Genomic DNA, 17,035 nt, shown 5'->3' with positions numbered 1-17,035 from the left:
TTGTCGAACTGCTGATCCCCAAGGAAGAGGGTGCCACGGGCTGAATAAACTGTTTGCAAAAAATTTTTGGCTCAGGGTGACATATTTGCCTTGGATCTGCCAGTATTAGCCCATGAGGATTGAGGGTGACCTGCTATGATGAGCCTAAGAATTTATGCCTATTGATACTAATCTATTGATATTAATTATTGATTCAACGTATTTCTTTTTGGTGGAGCGAAGGAGTTGTTTGTGGCAAATCAGCCAGTGATGGAGTTTAGTGAGCGTCCATTCCACTTCATTGGCATTGGTGGTATTGGTATGTCAGCCCTTGCCTACATTCTCGCCAAGCAGGGCTTTAGGGTGTCTGGATCCGATTTGCGTCCCAACCGCTTGACCGAGCAACTGGCTGAGTTAGGCGTGCAGATCTTTATTGGTCAGAGTGCGGCCAACCTTGAAACGTATCCCTTTGCCCCGCTGCCTCAAGTCATCTGCTCCACCGCCATTCGTAGCGATAACCCTGAATATCAAGCGGCTCAACGGTTAGGCTGTCCCATTTTTCACCGTTCCGATGTGCTCGCGGCACTGATGCACCGTAGCCAAAGTATTGCCGTTGCCGGCACCCACGGTAAGACAACCACCAGCAGCATGATTGCCTATTTGCTGTTGCAGGCCGGGCTGGATCCAACGATTATTGTCGGGGGTGAAGTGGCGGCGTGGCAGGGCAACGCCCGCGTGGGTCAAAGTCCTTACCTTGTTGCTGAAGCGGATGAGTCCGATGGCTCCCTGCGCAAATTCCATCCCCATATTGGCGTCATTACGAATATCGAGCTTGACCACCCCGATCACTATAATTCCTTGGAAGAGGTGGTGGCCACGTTTCAGCAGTTTGCTGATCAGGCAGACATTGTGATTGGCTGTGCCGATTGTCCGAATATCCACGATCGCCTGCATCATCCGCGCCTGTTGACCTATAGCCTGCAGCGACAAGGGGCGGTGGACTACTGTGTGGATCATATTCAATACACCTCTGAGGGCACCACGGCACGGGTTTGGGAGCGAGGCACCTCCCTTGGCATTCTACAACTGAGTGTCTTAGGTGCCCACAATCTCCAAAATGCTCTGGCGGTGATTGCAGTGGGACGTTATCTTGGCATTGACTTTGCCACCATTGCTGCTGCTTTATTGGAGTTTCGCGGTGCCCGCCGCCGCTTTGAAGAACGGGGACAGGTGAATGGGATTCGCTTTATTGATGACTATGCCCACCACCCCAGCGAAATTAGTGCAACCCTAGAGGCAGCCCGCCTGCAAGTGGGGACGCAAGCTCCTTGGCAACGGGTCGTGGCCGTGTTTCAACCCCATCGCTATAGCCGCACCCAAACCTTTCTCGAGGCCTTTGGCCAGTGCTTCACCGCAGCGGATCACGTGATCTTGACGGATATCTATAGTGCGGGTGAACCCAATCCCGGCACAATTAGTGGTGCTGATGTGGCCGCCTGTGCCCGTCAGTATCATGCTGCAGTGGATTATTGCCCCACCCTTGAAGCGGTACAAACTCGCTTGGCGCATCTGCTGCAACCGGGGGATCTGGTGATCTTTCTTGGGGCTGGCAATCTCAATCAACTGATTCCGTCTGTAATGGCGGATCAAGAACAATTAAGTGTCTCTTCCCTCACTGAGGCGATCGCCCTATGACCTTGTCCTGCTTGCCCCAAACCCAGTGCCCTCTGCAACGCCACATCTCCCTTGCCGAGTTTACGACCCTGAATGTGGGGGGCTGTGCCGAATGGTTTGTGGAACCGCGTACCGTTGCTGAATTGCAGGCAGCCTACATCTGGGCGCAGGAACAGGAACTGCCAATTACGGTTTTGGGGGCAGGCTCTAATCTGCTGGTGAGCGATCGCGGTGTGGCGGGTCTTGTGATCGCCACCAGGCATCTGCGCTATCTCAACAGTGATCTAGAAACTGGACAACTGACGGTGGGTGCGGGGTATCCCTTGCCCAAGTTGGCTCACTATGCTGCAAAACTGGGCTGGCGCGGTCTGGAGTGGATTGTTGGCATTCCCGGTACGGTGGGGGGGGCAGTGGTCATGAATGCCGGTGCCCATGGTGGCTGTACAGCGGAGCGACTCGTGTCAGCGGTGATTTTGGAACCCGATGGCACATTGGCGGTGGTGGCGGCACGGGAGTTGGGCTATGGCTACCGTACCTCTTGTCTTCAAAACAGCCAGCGATTGGTGCTGCAGGCCACATGGCAGCTGGAACCGGGACATGACCCAGCCCAGGTGAAAGCAGACACCCAAAAACACCTGAGCGATCGCCTGCGGACGCAGCCCTACGATTTCCCCAACTGTGGCAGTGTCTTCCGCAATCCCCAAGAGCGAACAGCGGGTTGGTTAATTGAGCAAACGGGCTTGAAGGGCTACCAGATTGGCCGCGCCCAAGTTTCTGAAAAACACGCCAACTTTATTCTCAACTGTGGCGGCGCAACAGCGATGGATGTCTATCGCTTGATTCGCCATGTACAAGCTGCTGTTGCGGATCGCTGGTCCGTGTGGTTGCAGCCGGAAGTGAAGCTGATTGGTGACTTTGCCTAGTTGCTATGGCCATTACCCTCTGTATGATTGTACGGGATGAGGCGGCACGCTTACCCCAATGCCTTGCCAGTGTGGTTGGTGTGGTGGATGAGGCGGTGATTGTGGATACGGGGTCTCAGGATGAAACGGTGGCGATCGCCCGCCAGTGGGGAGCACGGGTCTATGAAGTTCCTTGGCAAGAGGATTTTGCTGCCGCTCGCAACATTGCCCTGCAATATGTCACTACCGAGTGGGTACTGGTTCTCGATGCGGATGAAACGCTGACACCGTCATTTGCCGCCGTACTGCCTGAGATCTGCCGACAACCGAATTGGCTGGTGGTGATATTGCTGCGGCAGGAATTGGGCGTTGTGCCCCCCTATACTTATGTGTCGCGCCTCTTTCGTCACCATCCCGACCTCTTTTTTCAGCGTCCGTACCACGAAACGATTGATGACAGCGTTCTTGCCCTGCAGCAGCGGGAACCCCATTGGCAAATTGGTCAAGTTAACCGTGTGGCCCTTGTGCACAGTGGCTACCTTGGTTCCCAGCGACAACAAAAGCAGGAACGGGCGGAGCGGATCATGCGCCGCCACCTTGAGCAGCACCCTGAGGATGCCTACCTGTGGACTAAATTGGCAGGGGTGTATCTGGCTAAAGGAGCTTGGCAGCAGGCTCAGCACTGTCTGGAGCAGGGGCTAAAGGTCAAAAGCGTCCCCCCTGCCGTTGCCTACGAACTCCACTATCAACGGGGCAATCTCTACGCCGAACGCGGTGAGTGGCTGGCAGCAATCCAAGCCTATGAAACCGCCCTCAGAACCCCCACCCCTGAGGTGATGCATCTGGCAACCTATCTGCGGCTGGCGGAGGCTCAAAAGCAATTGAAACGCTGGGGCGATGCCCTTGCCACCTACGATCGCCTGCAAGCCGTGGATCCCACCTGTGCCTTAGCCTATCAAAATCAGGGAGCCCTGCTGCTGCGTTTAGGACAACTCAGACCGGCCCTTGACAAACTGCGGCAAGCCATTCATTTACTGCAGGCTCAAAATCCCCAAGAAGCGCAACGCCTCAGCCAAGAACTGCAAGCCATGGGACTGCTGTAGCTTACCACTGGGCGGCAATCGGCATCCGCCAACCGGAACCAAAGGCGCGATCGGTCACTTTCAACCCCGGTGCCGCCTGCTGACGTTTGAATTCTGCCCGTTGAACCATGCGGCGCACCCGCTGCACTAAGTCTAGATCATATCCGGCAGCGGCAATTTCCTGATCTGACTGGTGGCGATCGATCATTCGTACCAAAATGCCATCGAGAATGTCGTAGGGCGGTAGGCTATCCTGATCCGTTTGGCCGGGTTTGAGTTCGGCACTGGGGGCTTTGGTGAGAATGTGGGGGGGAATGACAACGGCACCAGCGATCGCCAGATCGGGAATCGGATGCCCTTGGGCGGCCTGCTGATTCAGCCAATGGCAGAGTTCATAGACACGGGTTTTGGGCACATCGGCAATGGCTGCAAGGCCACCATTCATATCGCCGTAGAGGGTGCAGTAGCCCACCGCTAGTTCAGATTTATTACCCGTGGAAATAAGCAAGTGGCCAAACTTGTTGGCGATCGCCATCAGCAGCGTACCGCGAATACGGGCTTGGATATTTTCCTCGGCAACTCCACTGGGGGTACCAGCAAATAGAGGCGCCAGCACCTCACTGTAGGTCTGCATCAGGGGCGCAATCGGTAAGATCTGCGTGGCAATGCCCAGATTTGCGGCCAAGTCCTTCGCATCGGTTATCGAGTGATCGGAACTGTAGGGAGAGGGCATCAACACCCCCAGCACCTGTTGGTTGCCCAAGGCTGCCGTCGCGATCGCCGCCACCAAGGCGGAATCAATCCCGCCACTGAGGCCAATGACCACTTGTTGAAAGCCACATTTGCGGACATAGTCGCGCACCCCTAAAACCAAGGCTTGCCAAATTTCCTCAGGTTCGCCCGTGGCTGCAGGGGCGATCGCCGTTGGTTCGAGGTCTCCCTTTTCCCAGCGCACGGCTAGGTAGTCCTCACGAAACCCCTTGGCTTGGCTAACGATCTCACCCTGACGATTCACCGCTAAGCTGCTGCCATCAAAAATCAAATCATCATTGCCTCCCACCTGATTGGCATAGATTAAGGGACAGCCATATTGGCGAGCCGTATGTTCAATCAACGCCTGCCGTAACTTCGGTTTGCCAACACAGTAGGGCGATGCCGAAAGATTCACAATCAGATCTGCTCCCTGGGCCACCAATTCAGCAACGGGATTGCGCTGGTAGTGCCGCTCTCCCCAAAACTGCTCATTGTTCCAGAGGTCTTCACAAATGGTGACGCCAATTTTGAGTTGATCGCTGGCCGTCGTTAATGTAAAGAGATTCTCCGTACCGCCGGGGGCAAAATAGCGACATTCATCAAAGACATCATAGGTGGGCAATAACTGCTTCGCAAAGGCCTGCTGCACCTGTCCCCCCTTCAGCAGGGCTGCGCCATTGTAGAGGGGCTTTTCTCCCTTGACGCCAGCGGCGGGATTGGCTAGCACTGTGCCCACTAAAACCGCCACATCAGCCGGTAAGGCAGCGGCAAGGCGGTGCAGTTCTGCTTGAATCGCTTCAACAAAGTAGCGGTTGAGGAGCAGATCCTTGGGGGGGTAGCCACAAAGGGCGAGTTCAGAGGTGATCAGCAAATCCAGAGGGTGCTGGCTACGGATCTCTTGGACTGCGGTGAGAATTGCTTGGGCATTGGCTTTGAGACTGCCGACGGTGGGGTTGAGTTGCGCAATCCACAGATGCACGGCCATAGGAACTCCTCAAAAAGTTTAGACAAAAACTAGGGGCTTATCCTTAAGCGGCGCAAAGGCCTCGCGATCGAAACGGTAGAGGGTTGCCGGTCGGCCCGCGCCGCGGATCACTTTTTGGTGCGTATCCTGCAAAATGCCGAGTTTCAAAAGCCGTGAGCGGAAATTGGAGTAGTCGGAGAAGTTGGCTCCCAAAACGGTGCTGTAAAACTGGTAAAGATCATTGAGGGTGAAGTACTCTGGCAGCACATCAAAGGCAACGGGGCTGTACTCCAGCTTATTGCAGAGGCGGCGATGACCGTAGGCCAAGATTTTGCTATGGTCAAAGGCCAGTTCTGGACAGGTACTTAGGGCAAACCACTGCACGGGACATTCGCCGGCGGCAATCAGTTCCGCATCAGCAAAGCGCACCAAGGCAAAGTAACTCACAGAAAGATAGCGCTTGCCATAGGTGCCCTCGCGGGGATCTCGCGCCGGTTCGCCAAAGGTGTACAGTTGCTCCAGATAGAGGTTACGGACGCGAATTTTTTCCGCTAGGGTGCGATAGGCAGCGGCTTCAAGGGATTCCCCCTGCCGCACGAGGGTACCAGGGAGGCTCCAATACCCGGCAAAGGGCACCTGTTGTCGCTGAACCAGTAGCACAAGAAGGCGATTTTGATCCGTATCCACAGAGAAAATAACGTTGTCCACGCCAACAACAAATTCCGCAAGGGGTAAAGGGGAGGCGCTCATGGCTGGGAGTAGAGTCCTTGCTGCTGAATGTACTGGGCGATCGCCGGCAGGAGTTGTTGTTCATCCCGCTGTTGCCGATAGGTCGTCGAGGAGACCGCCGGCCCACGATAGTCAGCCAGTTCCACTTGGGGACATAGTGGCTGCACGGCTTGCCAGTCCTTGGGGTCAATGACAACACCGGGACGCTGCAAGACCAACAGTTGCACCTGTGCAAGCAGTTTCTCCGCCTGATACCACTGCGGCAGTTTAGGCAGAACATCACTGCCCACCACTAGGGTAAGGGGTTCATTCGGCCACTGCTGCTTTACCTGCTCCACGGAATGGATGGTGTAGGGGTGGCTGAGTTCGGGGTGATGCTCGACATTGGCACGGTTGAGGCTGCGCACCAAGAGATTGAGCATGGCTTGGCGATAGGGTAGGGGGGTTTGCTGCCCTTTGAAGGGATTATCGGCTGCCCACACCAGCACGCGGTCATAGCGATCGCTCAACCACTGGAGAATATCCCCGTGGGCGGCGGTGGGTGGATCAGCACTGGTACCAAAAAGGGCGATCGTCATGGATGCTGTCGCAACTGTTGAATCAGGGCTTCCAAGGCAGGGGAATAGACCACTGGCTGGGTGACATCGAGGAGCGTCTCTGGCAATTCTGCCAAACTGGCACGGTGGCGATCGCGAATTGTCGCCAAGGACTCCGGGGGAGAGAGGGGGCGCCCTGCCTTCATGACGGGTTCGAGGAGCGGTCTGCCCCAAACATTTTCCTCGCTGGCAAGGGCAAGGCAATCCCCACTGGGACGGCGATAAATTTGCTTGCGTCCGGGTAGGGTCATTTTGCCACTGGAGACCTTCATCACCCCCTGACCATTGATCTCGACTAGCTTATAGACCCCGTTGACGGGATCTCCCGTTACCAGCTTCGTGCCAATGCCATAGGCATCAATACAGGCACCCGCTGCTCGCAGGCGGCGAATTTCCCCTTCATCGAGATCCCCACTGGCAATGATTTTCGCTTGGGGCAGCAGTTGACGAATTTTCTGGGAGAGGCTAAGGAGATCCCCTGAATCAATGCGAACAGCCTTGACAACAATTTCCCCGGCCGCTTGGCGATCGGCGAGGGTGGCAACGGCAGCGAGGGTGTCGTAGGTATCGACCAACAGTGCGCCTTCGGGATAGTAGCGCAGGAAAACCGTAAAGGCATCCTGTTCTGTACCAGCAAGGGTGGCGATCGCCATCACTAGGGAATGCGCCATCGTGCCTGTGGGGGAAACCCCCAACTGCTGTGCTGCTAAGACATTCGAGGTGGCTGTAAATCCGGCGGCGAGGGCTGAGCGTGCTGCCCATAGGGAAGCTTGGGGACTAAAAGCACGCCGTGTGCCGAATTCCAGCAGATCTACCTCTTCTCCCACCAACTGTCGCAGCCGTGAAGCGCGGGTAGCCACAAGGGTTTGGTAGTTCACGATATTGAGCAGACAAGTTTCTAGCCACTGGGCTTGCCAGAGGGGGGCTTCAATCCGCAGCAGGGGTTCTTGGGCAAACACCACTGTCCCTTCCGGAACCGCCCAGACATCCCCACGAAACTCACTGTGGCTCAACAAGTCCCAAAATGCTGCAGGTGCCCGCTCAAAAACCGCTAGACTTTTCAAGTAATCAATTTGCTGCGGGGTGAATTGCACTTGTTGTAGGTATTCCAGTACCTGAGCCAACCCCATGGCCACCAAATACGTATATCCTCGGGGTAGTCGCCGCACACTGAGTTCAAAGCTAGCGGGTGTCCAAGCCAAATCCTCACCTGCGTAGGTGGCCACCATTGTCAGTTGGTAGAGGTCCGTCAGCAAACTGTAATCACTGGCGGCCAAGGTGAAACCTGTCATGGCTTTGAGAGGTGAAGGATGTTTTATTTATAGTAATTTTTACCATAATTGTCAAGGCAATCCCATATCGCTGTGTAATCCGCAAGAGTGTTCAGTAGGCGAGCCGATCGCCAGCGTTCGACGCCAAAGCCAAGGGCACGACAGGGTTGCCACGTTTCAAAGCACTGAAAAATTGCCGTGCGGGCGATCGCCCCTTCGAGGGCAGAGGAAAAGACCAGCCGTTGCGGTTCTAAACCTTGACGCAACAGGACACTCAAGCGTTCTGGAGAGCCAAACAGCGCTGGCTTAATCACAAAGCGTCCCGGCCAGCCGCGCTCTAACCAACGCTGCAATTCTCTTGCACTCACTACGCTCTCATCGAGGGCGATCGCGGTTGTCACCGTCTGAGACAGCCTCAATAGGGCTTGCCATTGGTCAGGGGGTAGCGGTTGCTCCACATACTCAATTTTGCCGTTCCCATGGCGATCGAGCCAAGCAAACCACCGCTCTGCAGTGGCCAAATCCCAACCCCCATTGGCATCAAGGCGTAATTTAGCCCCCTGAGGCAGGGCTGCCAGTAAGGTCGTGAGGATTCCTTGCTCCTCCTTTGGGGACAGGACACCAACTTTCCACTTGAAGGTGGTTTGCCCCCGCTGCCAAGGCTGCTGCCACTGCTCAAGGGCGGCTCGACCACTGCCTAAAAGGGCGCAGATTGGCCAAGGGTGAATCCTATAGGGCAATTGCCCGACACTTTGCCATGCGGTGGCAAAACCAAACTGGGCGGCGGGTAAGTCCTCAGGAATTGCGGCAATGATCTCTGGGCTGAGGTGACAAGGCAGTTGCTGACACAGGGCAATAGCGGCACTGAGGGTTTCGCTGCCCCAGCCGGGAAGGGGGGCAATTTCACCGTAGCCCACTTGACCTTGTTCATCTTCAAGGCGTAGATAAATTCCTGAGCGCGATCGCCAGACCCCCTGCGCCGTTGCCAAGGGTTCTCGAAGGAGTTCCTCATACACCCGCCATTGCCAGCGCATCCGTGCAGGCCGCTAAACCCGTTCAAGCGTTGCCTCGAGCAAATGTTTGAGCTTATGGCTGTTGTGAATCCCACTCAGCAGCGTGTAGTGATTAGCATCCAGTTGCCAGTAGTGCTCGAAGCCTGTACAGCGGTTGGCATCCCCCAGCAAAATAAACTGCTGCACGATCGCATGGGGCGTAATCCATCCCTCTCCCTCCAGCCGACCCAAGAGACTATGTTGGAGCACATAGGTAAACACCTGCTCATCCACTTCCAACTTCCCCCGCGACTGCAACACTAATTCTGGCTTAACTTGATCGGGAAAGGTGATCTTGGCGGCCATTGAAAACCAGTCATCTTGGCCGTAGGAGACGAGAATCCTCCCCGTCACCGGAATCGGCTCCTGATTTGCCTCTAACCACATTCCCTTGAGCAGCCACCGCCCCCCATCAACTAAAAACGTATGATTCACGTTTCTCATATCCCCAATGGCTGTCCTGATTGTAGCCTTCCCCAATTTTCAGTGCTAGAGAGCAGCAGCAATTTTTGGAAGTCTCTCTGGCCGCAGGGGGCGATCGCTATGATTAAAGGAATAGTCAAAGAATATCTTTGCTGCCCTTCCCTAGAAACTGAACTTCCATGCAGCGTCCTTGGCAATCCTGTTCTGCTCACCCTGCCCCCTTAGAGTTTATCGAGCAAGTCAAGAGCCTCCACCCCGATGCGGGGGCAATCACTGCCCAGTTGCTTTGGCAGCGGGGCTATCGCGATCTTCATCGGCAAGTGCCCGCTTTTTTAAATTGGCGACACTACCAACCTGCCTCTCCCTTTGAGTTTCCAGAAATGCAAGCTGCCCTAGCCCGTTTGCAGAAAGCCCTAAACAATCAAGAAAACATTGCCATTTGGGGAGACTTTGACACCGATGGGGTCACGGCCACCGCCGTTCTCTGGGAAGGGCTAAAACCCCTTTTGGGGGCGCAATTGGTGGACTTTTATATTCCCAATCGCCAGCACGACTCCCATGGTCTCTCGCGCCATGGCCTTGAGGAGCTTCAAAAAAAGGGGGTCTCCCTGATCATTACCTGTGATACGGGCTGTACCAACGGTGCTGAAATTGCCCTTGCCCGTCAGTTGGGGATGGAGGTGATTGTTACCGATCACCACACCCTTGAACCCGCTTCCTTGGGGGCTGTGGCGCTGATCAATCCGCGGCAGTTGCCTTTGGAGCATCCGCTGCGCCATTTATCCGGGGTCGGCGTCGCCTACAAATTTTTGGAAGCCGTTTATGCAACGTGGCCAGAGAAAACCCAGGGGTATGCCCTCGAAAACCTCCTTGATTTGGTGGCCATTGGCCTGATTGCCGACTTGGTTGAATTGAGGGATGAGTGCCGCTACCTTGCCCAGCGCGGCTTGGAACAACTCGGCAAGCGTCAGACCCTCCGCCCGGGGATTGCTGTCCTTTTGCAGGGCGCGTCCAAAGACACGGCTCGGCAACGGCAGATTAGTTTTACCGTCGCACCCCGCCTCAATGCTGTCAGTCGTGTAAAGGGAGATGTGCGGCCTTTGATTACGCTGTTGACTACCCAAGATTGGCGCCAAGCGCGGCAGTTGGCACAGCACATTGAAAAAGTGAATGCAGAACGGCAGCGACGCCAAAAAGAGATTGCTCAGATGGCCCATGCCAAGGTGGCTCAGTTGGACCTCTCAGCATCACGGGTGATTCTCCTCACCGATGACAGTTGGCCCTTGAGTCTTTTGGGGCTGGTGGCAAATGAGATCGTGAAAACCTATGGCCGCCCGGCAATTTTGCTTCAGACCAATCCAGAAACGGGCATGGCCGCAGGTTCAGCGCGCTCCGATGGCTTTGTGGATCTCTATGAGGCACTCCACAGTCAACGGCACTTATTTGAGGGATTTGGCGGGCATCCCTATGCAGTGGGCTTTCGGCTGAAGGTGGCGCATATTCCCCTTTTGGAAGCCGCCCTCAACCAATTCTTGGCACAAAAAGAGGGCACGGCGATCGCGACACCAAAACCCTTGAGGATTGACTTGGAAGTGAGCTTGGATCAACTCAATGAGCGATTGCTCAAGGAACTAGAAGTGCTGGCTCCCTTTGATTCTACTCACCATCCTCTCCCCCGCTTGCTGGTGCGAAATGTGAAACTTACTGACCTCAAAGATAACCAGAACAGGGGGAATCAGAACATCAGAAAATACGTCTCAATGCTGCTCCGCGATCCCCAAGGGAAGTCCTCCTTTCCTGCCAAGTGGTGGGATCATCAAGTGGCGGATTGTCCCAAAGAACGCTGTGATCTGGTGATTGAGCTAGAGCAGTGGCAAAAGTCCCTATCAGCCATCATTAAAGAGCTGCGACCCAGTGCAACCAATGTCATCCAATCGGCCTCTTTTCAGTCCCTCATGGATTATCGCGATCGCCCCCACGAGGCAAGCGGCAAGGGTCTGCGCGTCGAAACTTGCCCGACATCACGGGAAAGCTGGCGCCAGTGGATTCAGCGAGCGAAAAGGGAACAGCAACCTTTAATTCTGGCCTACTCTCTCCCTCCAGAGCAGGACGCCCTAAAAGTCTGGCAGGCATTTTTGACGTTATGCCAACAGGCCAGTCAGCAGGGAACATCTTTACAACGCGAGGAGTTGCGGGAACACCTTGGCATTGAAATGGCCACCTTGAACTATGCCCTCAATGTGCTGGAGACACTGGGGGTTCAAGTTATGCAGAGCGGAGAAGAGTTTTGGTGTGAGTGGCCACCTGAAGTGAAATCTTCCCGCCATACGGCAGTGGCCTTAGAGACCTTCACAGCAGCGATCGCCGAGGAAAATTTCCGTCGTCGCTATTTCGCCGCCGCCCCCCTCCCAGCGCTTCAGGAAACACACTAAAAACTGGCTACAACTTTTTTCAGCAGGGAACCTGAGGAACACACACGAGCCGACAGGGGAAACACACAAAGGCGGGAACACACAGGCAATCAACGTTGATTGAGAGAAGAAGAGCGATCGCTCTAAGGAGAGCCTCAGTCTGGTTACACACAACGTGCCTCGGTGCAATGCCTGCAACCGTACTTTTATGCTCCCACGGCTGCCTTTGGCTGCCCACCGTGTTTCCACTCAATTTTTTGAGTCTCAGCAGCGCAGAAATCTTTGCCAAAATCCCGTAAAACCACGGATGCCTAGACGTACATCGCCTCCATGAGGGCATCGCTCATCGTGACGTTGGTGGCCACACTTTGAATATCGTCGAGAGCTTCAAGGGCATCCATCAACTTGAGGACGCGCCGCGCGGTATCTTCATCGGTGATTTCTACCGTATTCATTGAGACCCAGCGGCTTTCGGTGTCGAGAACAGTGTAGCCGTGTTCTTTCAGGGTTTCGCTGACGGTTTCTAGGGCAGGCACGGGACAGCGCACCTCAGCTACATCCCCTAGCATTTCATAGGTTTCCACATCAGCCGCTAGGAGTGCCTCAAGGAAGGCTTCCTCATCTGTAGGGGCGGTAACAGTAACAATGCCCCACTGCTCAAACATCCAGCCCACACAGCCGGTTTCGCCGAGGTTGCCCCCTTGCTTATTGAAGGCTGCCCGCAGATCCGCTGCCGTGCGATTGCGATTATCTGTGAGGGCCTCAATCAAAAACGCCACACCCCCCGGCCCATAGCCTTCGTAGCGAATTTCCTCTAAGGGGGCATCACTCTCAAGCGTACCCGTCCCTTTGGCGATCGCCCGCTCAATATTTTCACTAGGAATCCCCGCGGCTTTTGCCTTCTCAATCGCACTGCGCAGTTGAAAGTTGCCCGCTGGATCCCCTCCCCCATGCCGCGCCGCGATAATAATCGCTCGCGATAGCCGCGCAAAGGTCTTGCCCTTTTGGGCATCCACCCGCGCCTTTTGCCGTTTAATGTTTGCCCACTTACTGTGACCTGCCATAGGGGAAACACATGCCAAAAGTCAAGAAGAACCCCGCTGAAATCAACGGGGCAAGTCAACAGGGTTATTTTGATCGAAGCTATCTTTAACGGAAACCGACAGCGGCTTGCCAAACAAAGGCCAAGGCCAAAAAGAGCACAGGAATTACCGGCAGCACATCCACGAGGGGATCAAAAATGGCGTAGGCTTCCGGGAGTTTAGCAACCAAAACTAAAGCATCAATCATGGTGTTTTCCTAAAAGAATTCAGCGATCGCAAGAGAACTGAAAAAATAGTACCATAGCCACTGCGGCAACGGGATCGCCATGCCAGACATTCTCCCTTTATCCGAAACAGACCCGCATGACTTTTGGATGCAACAGGCGATCGCCCTCGCAGCACAGGCAGGAGCTGCCGATGAAGTGCCCGTAGGCGCGGTGATTGTCAGTGCCGAGAATGAACTCATTGCCACGGGGGAAAATCGCCGCCAGCGAGATCATGACCCCACTGCCCATGCGGAAATCATTGCCCTCCGCCGCGCGGGTCAACGTCTAGGTACGTGGTATTTAACGGGCTGCCGCCTCTATGTGACCCTAGAACCCTGCCCGATGTGTGCCGCTGCCATTGTTCAAGCCCGCATTCACACCCTCATCTACGGGACGACCGATCCAAAAGCTGGGGCCATTGATTCAGTGCTGCAACTTCCGCAAAGCCCAGCGGTGTTCCACCGGATTCAGGTGATTAGCGGGGTTCAGGCGGCGGCCTGTCGGCAGCAGTTGCAAACGTGGTTTCGCCAGCACCGTCAGAGAGAACGGCAATAATGCCCGCATCCCCCACTCGCTCCCGTAGGGTTTGGATGGTGTCACCCAGTAGGGGGTGTCGCCAGTGGGGGGCGATCGCTGCAAGGGGCACAAGGACAAAGGGTCGCTCGGCCAAGCGGGGATGGGGCAGGGTGAGTTCGGCAGTGGTCATGACGCGATCGCCATAGAGCAGCAGATCCAGATCAAGCGTGCGGGATCCCCAATGCTCTTGCCGTTGGCGACCAAACTGCGTCTCAATCCTTTGCAGCGTTTGCAGAAGTGCCCAAGGGGAAAGTTGCGTTCGGGCAATCAGACAGCCATTCCAGTAGTCCGGTTGCGGGGGGCCTATCGGGGTCGTGCGATACCACGGCGAGCAGGCTAAGACATGAATCCCCGGCGTTTGGGCAAGCACTTGGACGGCTGAGCGCAGTTGTAGCAATGGCTCACCAAGGTTGCTTCCGAGGGCGATCGCCACGAGGGGGGGGTCAGACGGGGATATACTTAAGTCAGTGCATTCTGCCATTGTGCCTGTGTAGAGTGCCTGCCACTCCTCCTGTTATACCTGCACTGTTCACCTATTGCCGAAATTGTTGTGGATCTCCAGACTCTCTTTCACACTGCAACCCCCGTCATTGGTGTTGTCCACCTCCTGCCCTTACCCACCTCTGCCCGTTGGGGGGGGAGCCTGAAGGCCGTTATTGACCGCGCAGAACAGGAAGCCACAGCCCTCGCCTCAGGGGGCGCCAATGCCATTATTGTTGAGAATTTCTTTGATGCTCCCTTCACCAAAGATCGGGTGGATGCCGCCGTCGTCAGTGCCATGACCTTGGTGGTGCAGCGGTTAAAGAATCTGGTGGCCTTGCCCATTGGCCTGAATGTGCTGCGCAATGATGCCTTCAGTGGTCTGGCGATCGCTGCCTGTACCGGGGCACAATTTATCCGCGTTAATGTGCTCACTGGGGTAATGGCGACAGATCAAGGCATTATTGAAGGCCAAGCCCATCAACTCCTGCGCTACCGCCGCGAACTGGGGCAAGACATCAAAATTTTTGCCGATGTGATGGTAAAGCACGCCCAGCCGCTCCACAGTCCGAACCTCGCCACTGCGGTACGGGACACCTTTGAACGGGGACTCGCCGATGGGGTGATTCTCTCCGGTTGGGCAACGGGACATCCGCCTACTGAGGAAGATCTATCCGTGGCCGCCAGTGCCGCCAAGGGACAACCCCTCTTTATTGGCAGTGGTGCCTCTTGGGACAATGTGGAGCAATTAGTGCCCTACGTCAACGGTGTCATTGTTGCCAGTTCTCTGAAGCGCAATGGCCAGATTGAACAACCCATTGACCCCATTCGTGTCAGCCGTTTTGTCGAAGCATGGCAGCGAGCCCACCACAAGATTCAGGAACTCAATCGCGCCAATGGCAACTGCCGGGGGTCGATCAATGAACCCCTGCCAGCCATGGTTGTGCACGGCCAAAAATGAGATCAGGCGATCGCTCCTGTTAACTGCGGAACGTAGTGTCCAAGACCATTGAGGTTGAGGCGATAGCTGCGGGGATGGGCAATCAAGTAGGCTGTGCTGCTAAAAATTTGCTCTAACTCCACAAGGCCATTTTCCTTGAGGGTGCGCCCCGTCGAGACCAAATCTACAATCGCCTCTGCCATCCCCGTAATCGGCCCCAGTTCCACTGAACCATAGAGCGGCACTATATCCACGGGCAAATCCAACTGCTGGAAAAAGGCATCGGCACAGCGGACAAACTTTGAGGCGACGCGGCAATGGGGGGGCAAATCGCGGGCACTGCGGTAGGGGCTAGAGGCTTTGACGGCCACCGATAGCCGACACTGACCAAAACCGAGATCCGCTAGCTTGGCCACGTGGGGATTTTTTTCCCGCAGCACATCGTAGCCCACAATGCCCAACTGCGCTTGACCATACTGCACATAAACCGGGACATCTTGGGCACGTACCAAAAGGGCGCGGGCACGGCCATCCTGAGAAAGCACCTGAAGTTGGCGATTTCCCGGCTCGAGGAGCGCTTCAAAATTTAAGCCCACCCGTTGGAAGTAGGCAATACTATCTTTGAGTAGGGCACCTTTGGGTAGGGCGATCGTTAGCATGGCCTAAACACTCTGAATCTGCAAATAGGTTGCCCCATCACTGAGGGCTTCGATCTGCGGTGGCGCATCACTCTCAATCCAAGCAATATAGGGAATCTGGCGATCGCGGGCATAGGCGCGGATTTGTTCTGGCGTCAGATCTAGAAGTGCCAACTCCACCCGCGTCGAGCCATCCAAGCGTAGGGTTTGGGCATGGTGGAGGGCAGCAGCGAGGGCGTTGCTTGTGCGGGGAACCACCAGCCATTGACTACGGGGAGCTAAGAGGGCGGCTGGGGGAATGGCGATCGCCTGCAGGAGCGCCTCGACATTAAAGACAAAACCAATCCCCGGCACCGTGGCACCGTCCGGATGATAGATACTGAGCAGTTGATCATAGCGCCCCCCTTGAGCCACCAACCGCAGTTCCGTTTCCGTGGGAATTAAGACCTCAAAGATAATCCCCGTGTAGTAATCAAAGGACTGCACAAGGCTGAGATCAAGGGTAATCGCCAAAGACTCAGCCACCAAGCCCAACAACTGTTGCAATTCCCCAAAGCGATCGGCCACCCCTGCCACGTCAGACCACTGCGCTAAGCGTTCCCCCACTTCCCTTGGAGTGCCCCGCAGATCAAAGAGGGCAAGGGCGCGATCGCGCCAAGGGGTAGGGAGAGCCTGCAAACTCACGCGGTCTAAATTAGCCAAGCACTGGCGCACCGTTTTTTGCAGCTCCGCTGGAAAGGGACTGAGCAACTGTTGCGTCAGGTGGGCATCCCCCACCAAGAGATAGGCCTCCTCAACCGCTAGTGCCCCAAGGCACTCCTGCACCAGCCAGAGAATTTCTGCATCCGCCGCTAAACCTGTTGCCCCCAGTAGCTCCACTCCCGCTTGGAAAAATTCCTGCTGGTTGCCCAACTCTGCCACAGTTGTCCGCCGAAAGACATTGGTTTTGTAATAGAGCCGTTGGGGCAGTTGCCTGCCTGCCATACGAGTCACAGCAGCACGAGCGATCGAAGCCGTTAATTCTGGCCGCAATCCCAAGGGTTCATCACCGCTTCCTTGGACTTGAATAACTGTTTCTGGATGAACGGTTCCCCCTGCCGTCAATGTGGCCAAGGTCTCGATCGTCGGCGTAATAATTTCTTGATACCCCCAGCTTTGAAAGACGCGCTCCAAGCGCTGCTCTAGCCACCGTTGCCGTGCCACATCAAGGGGCAAAATATCGCGGGCACCACAGGCAGGTTGATACACCATAGTGA

At 55.5% G+C, this 17,035-nt stretch carries 17 protein-coding genes; 6 read left to right on the top strand and 11 right to left on the bottom strand.

The features are described 5' to 3' along the window. Window positions 1–249 precede the first annotated feature (249 nt). Genes murC through RHJ02_RS03400 form a run of 3 tightly spaced genes read left to right on the top strand, consistent with a single transcriptional unit; the run spans window position 250 to window position 3,658 of the window. A complete protein-coding gene (murC, locus tag RHJ02_RS03410; protein WP_206201596.1) occupies window positions 250–1,674 on the top strand; it encodes a UDP-N-acetylmuramate--L-alanine ligase in 1,425 nt (474 codons plus the stop codon). Next, window positions 1,671–2,576 (top strand): UDP-N-acetylmuramate dehydrogenase, encoded by a 906-nt coding sequence (gene murB, locus RHJ02_RS03405; RefSeq protein ID WP_206201074.1) that lies wholly within the window; start codon window positions 1,671–1,673, stop codon window positions 2,574–2,576. The genes murC and murB overlap by 4 nt, the downstream gene beginning before the upstream one ends. A 5-nt stretch (window positions 2,577–2,581) precedes the next feature. After that, a complete protein-coding gene (locus RHJ02_RS03400; RefSeq protein ID WP_206201073.1) occupies window positions 2,582–3,658 on the top strand; it encodes a glycosyltransferase family 2 protein in 1,077 nt (358 codons plus the stop codon). A gap of 1 nt (window position 3,659) precedes the next feature. Here the strand turns inward: RHJ02_RS03400 and RHJ02_RS03395 are convergent, their stop codons facing one another. From RHJ02_RS03395 to RHJ02_RS03370, 6 genes are read right to left on the bottom strand one after another with little or no spacing between them, the layout of a single operon-like run. Continuing rightward, window positions 3,660–5,375, bottom strand: coding sequence for an NAD+ synthase (locus RHJ02_RS03395; RefSeq protein ID WP_310800454.1), 1,716 nt, complete (start codon window positions 5,373–5,375; stop codon window positions 3,660–3,662). An 18-nt stretch (window positions 5,376–5,393) separates the two neighbouring features. Continuing rightward, entirely contained in the window at window positions 5,394–6,104 is a 711-nt protein-coding gene (locus tag RHJ02_RS03390; RefSeq protein WP_206201071.1) for an NrtR DNA-binding winged helix domain-containing protein, read from the bottom strand. Further along, window positions 6,101–6,661 (bottom strand): nicotinate-nucleotide adenylyltransferase, encoded by a 561-nt coding sequence (locus RHJ02_RS03385; protein WP_206201070.1) that lies wholly within the window; start codon window positions 6,659–6,661, stop codon window positions 6,101–6,103. The genes RHJ02_RS03390 and RHJ02_RS03385 overlap by 4 nt, the downstream gene beginning before the upstream one ends. After that, complete coding sequence (locus RHJ02_RS03380; protein ID WP_310800453.1) at window positions 6,658–7,971, bottom strand: nicotinate phosphoribosyltransferase; 1,314 nt, start codon at window positions 7,969–7,971, stop codon at window positions 6,658–6,660. The genes RHJ02_RS03385 and RHJ02_RS03380 overlap by 4 nt, the downstream gene beginning before the upstream one ends. Window positions 7,972–7,994: 23 nt before the next feature. Next, the gene (locus tag RHJ02_RS03375) at window positions 7,995–8,984 is read right to left on the bottom strand and encodes an o-succinylbenzoate synthase (protein ID WP_310743383.1); all 990 of its coding nucleotides are present in this window, start codon (window positions 8,982–8,984) and stop codon (window positions 7,995–7,997) included. A 12-nt stretch (window positions 8,985–8,996) separates the two neighbouring features. Continuing rightward, the gene (locus RHJ02_RS03370) at window positions 8,997–9,446 is read right to left on the bottom strand and encodes a hypothetical protein (RefSeq protein WP_206201067.1); all 450 of its coding nucleotides are present in this window, start codon (window positions 9,444–9,446) and stop codon (window positions 8,997–8,999) included. Between the two features lie 158 nt (window positions 9,447–9,604). On the opposite strand from RHJ02_RS03370, the gene recJ reads away from it, so the two are divergent. Continuing rightward, complete coding sequence (recJ, locus tag RHJ02_RS03365) at window positions 9,605–11,857, top strand: single-stranded-DNA-specific exonuclease RecJ (RefSeq protein WP_310438056.1); 2,253 nt, start codon at window positions 9,605–9,607, stop codon at window positions 11,855–11,857. A gap of 290 nt (window positions 11,858–12,147) precedes the next feature. On the opposite strand, the gene RHJ02_RS03360 is transcribed toward recJ, so the two are convergent. Continuing rightward, a complete protein-coding gene (locus RHJ02_RS03360; protein ID WP_310438055.1) occupies window positions 12,148–12,900 on the bottom strand; it encodes a YebC/PmpR family DNA-binding transcriptional regulator in 753 nt (250 codons plus the stop codon). Between the two features lie 85 nt (window positions 12,901–12,985). After that, window positions 12,986–13,126, bottom strand: coding sequence for a photosystem II reaction center protein K (locus RHJ02_RS03355; RefSeq protein WP_011056031.1), 141 nt, complete (start codon window positions 13,124–13,126; stop codon window positions 12,986–12,988). Window positions 13,127–13,205: 79 nt separating this feature from the next. Here RHJ02_RS03355 and tadA point away from each other — a divergent pair, with 79 nt between their 5' ends. Next, window positions 13,206–13,700 carry a tRNA adenosine(34) deaminase TadA gene (gene tadA / locus RHJ02_RS03350; protein ID WP_206201064.1) on the top strand — a complete coding sequence of 165 codons (495 nt, stop codon included), beginning with the start codon at window positions 13,206–13,208 and terminating at the stop codon, window positions 13,698–13,700. On the opposite strand, the gene folK is transcribed toward tadA, so the two are convergent. Then, a complete protein-coding gene (gene folK, locus RHJ02_RS03345; RefSeq protein WP_206201063.1) occupies window positions 13,621–14,202 on the bottom strand; it encodes a 2-amino-4-hydroxy-6-hydroxymethyldihydropteridine diphosphokinase in 582 nt (193 codons plus the stop codon). The genes tadA and folK overlap by 80 nt on opposite strands. A 69-nt stretch (window positions 14,203–14,271) precedes the next feature. Between folK and btpA the strand changes: the two genes are divergently transcribed. Further along, the gene (gene btpA / locus RHJ02_RS03340; RefSeq protein WP_149820900.1) at window positions 14,272–15,162 is read left to right on the top strand and encodes a photosystem I biogenesis protein BtpA; all 891 of its coding nucleotides are present in this window, start codon (window positions 14,272–14,274) and stop codon (window positions 15,160–15,162) included. Window positions 15,163–15,164: 2 nt separating this feature from the next. Here the strand turns inward: btpA and hisG are convergent, their stop codons facing one another. Then, window positions 15,165–15,800 (bottom strand): ATP phosphoribosyltransferase, encoded by a 636-nt coding sequence (hisG, locus tag RHJ02_RS03335; protein ID WP_206201062.1) that lies wholly within the window; start codon window positions 15,798–15,800, stop codon window positions 15,165–15,167. A gap of 3 nt (window positions 15,801–15,803) precedes the next feature. After that, window positions 15,804–17,030, bottom strand: a complete 1,227-nt coding sequence (locus RHJ02_RS03330) for an ATP phosphoribosyltransferase regulatory subunit (RefSeq protein ID WP_206201061.1) — start codon at window positions 17,028–17,030, stop codon at window positions 15,804–15,806. Window positions 17,031–17,035: the final 5 nt, after the last annotated feature.

The sequence above is a fragment of the Thermosynechococcus sp. TG215 genome, assembly GCF_031583455.1.
Classification (GTDB): domain Bacteria; phylum Cyanobacteriota; class Cyanobacteriia; order Thermosynechococcales; family Thermosynechococcaceae; genus Thermosynechococcus.
This window is presented reverse-complemented; position numbering and strand designations above follow the sequence as displayed.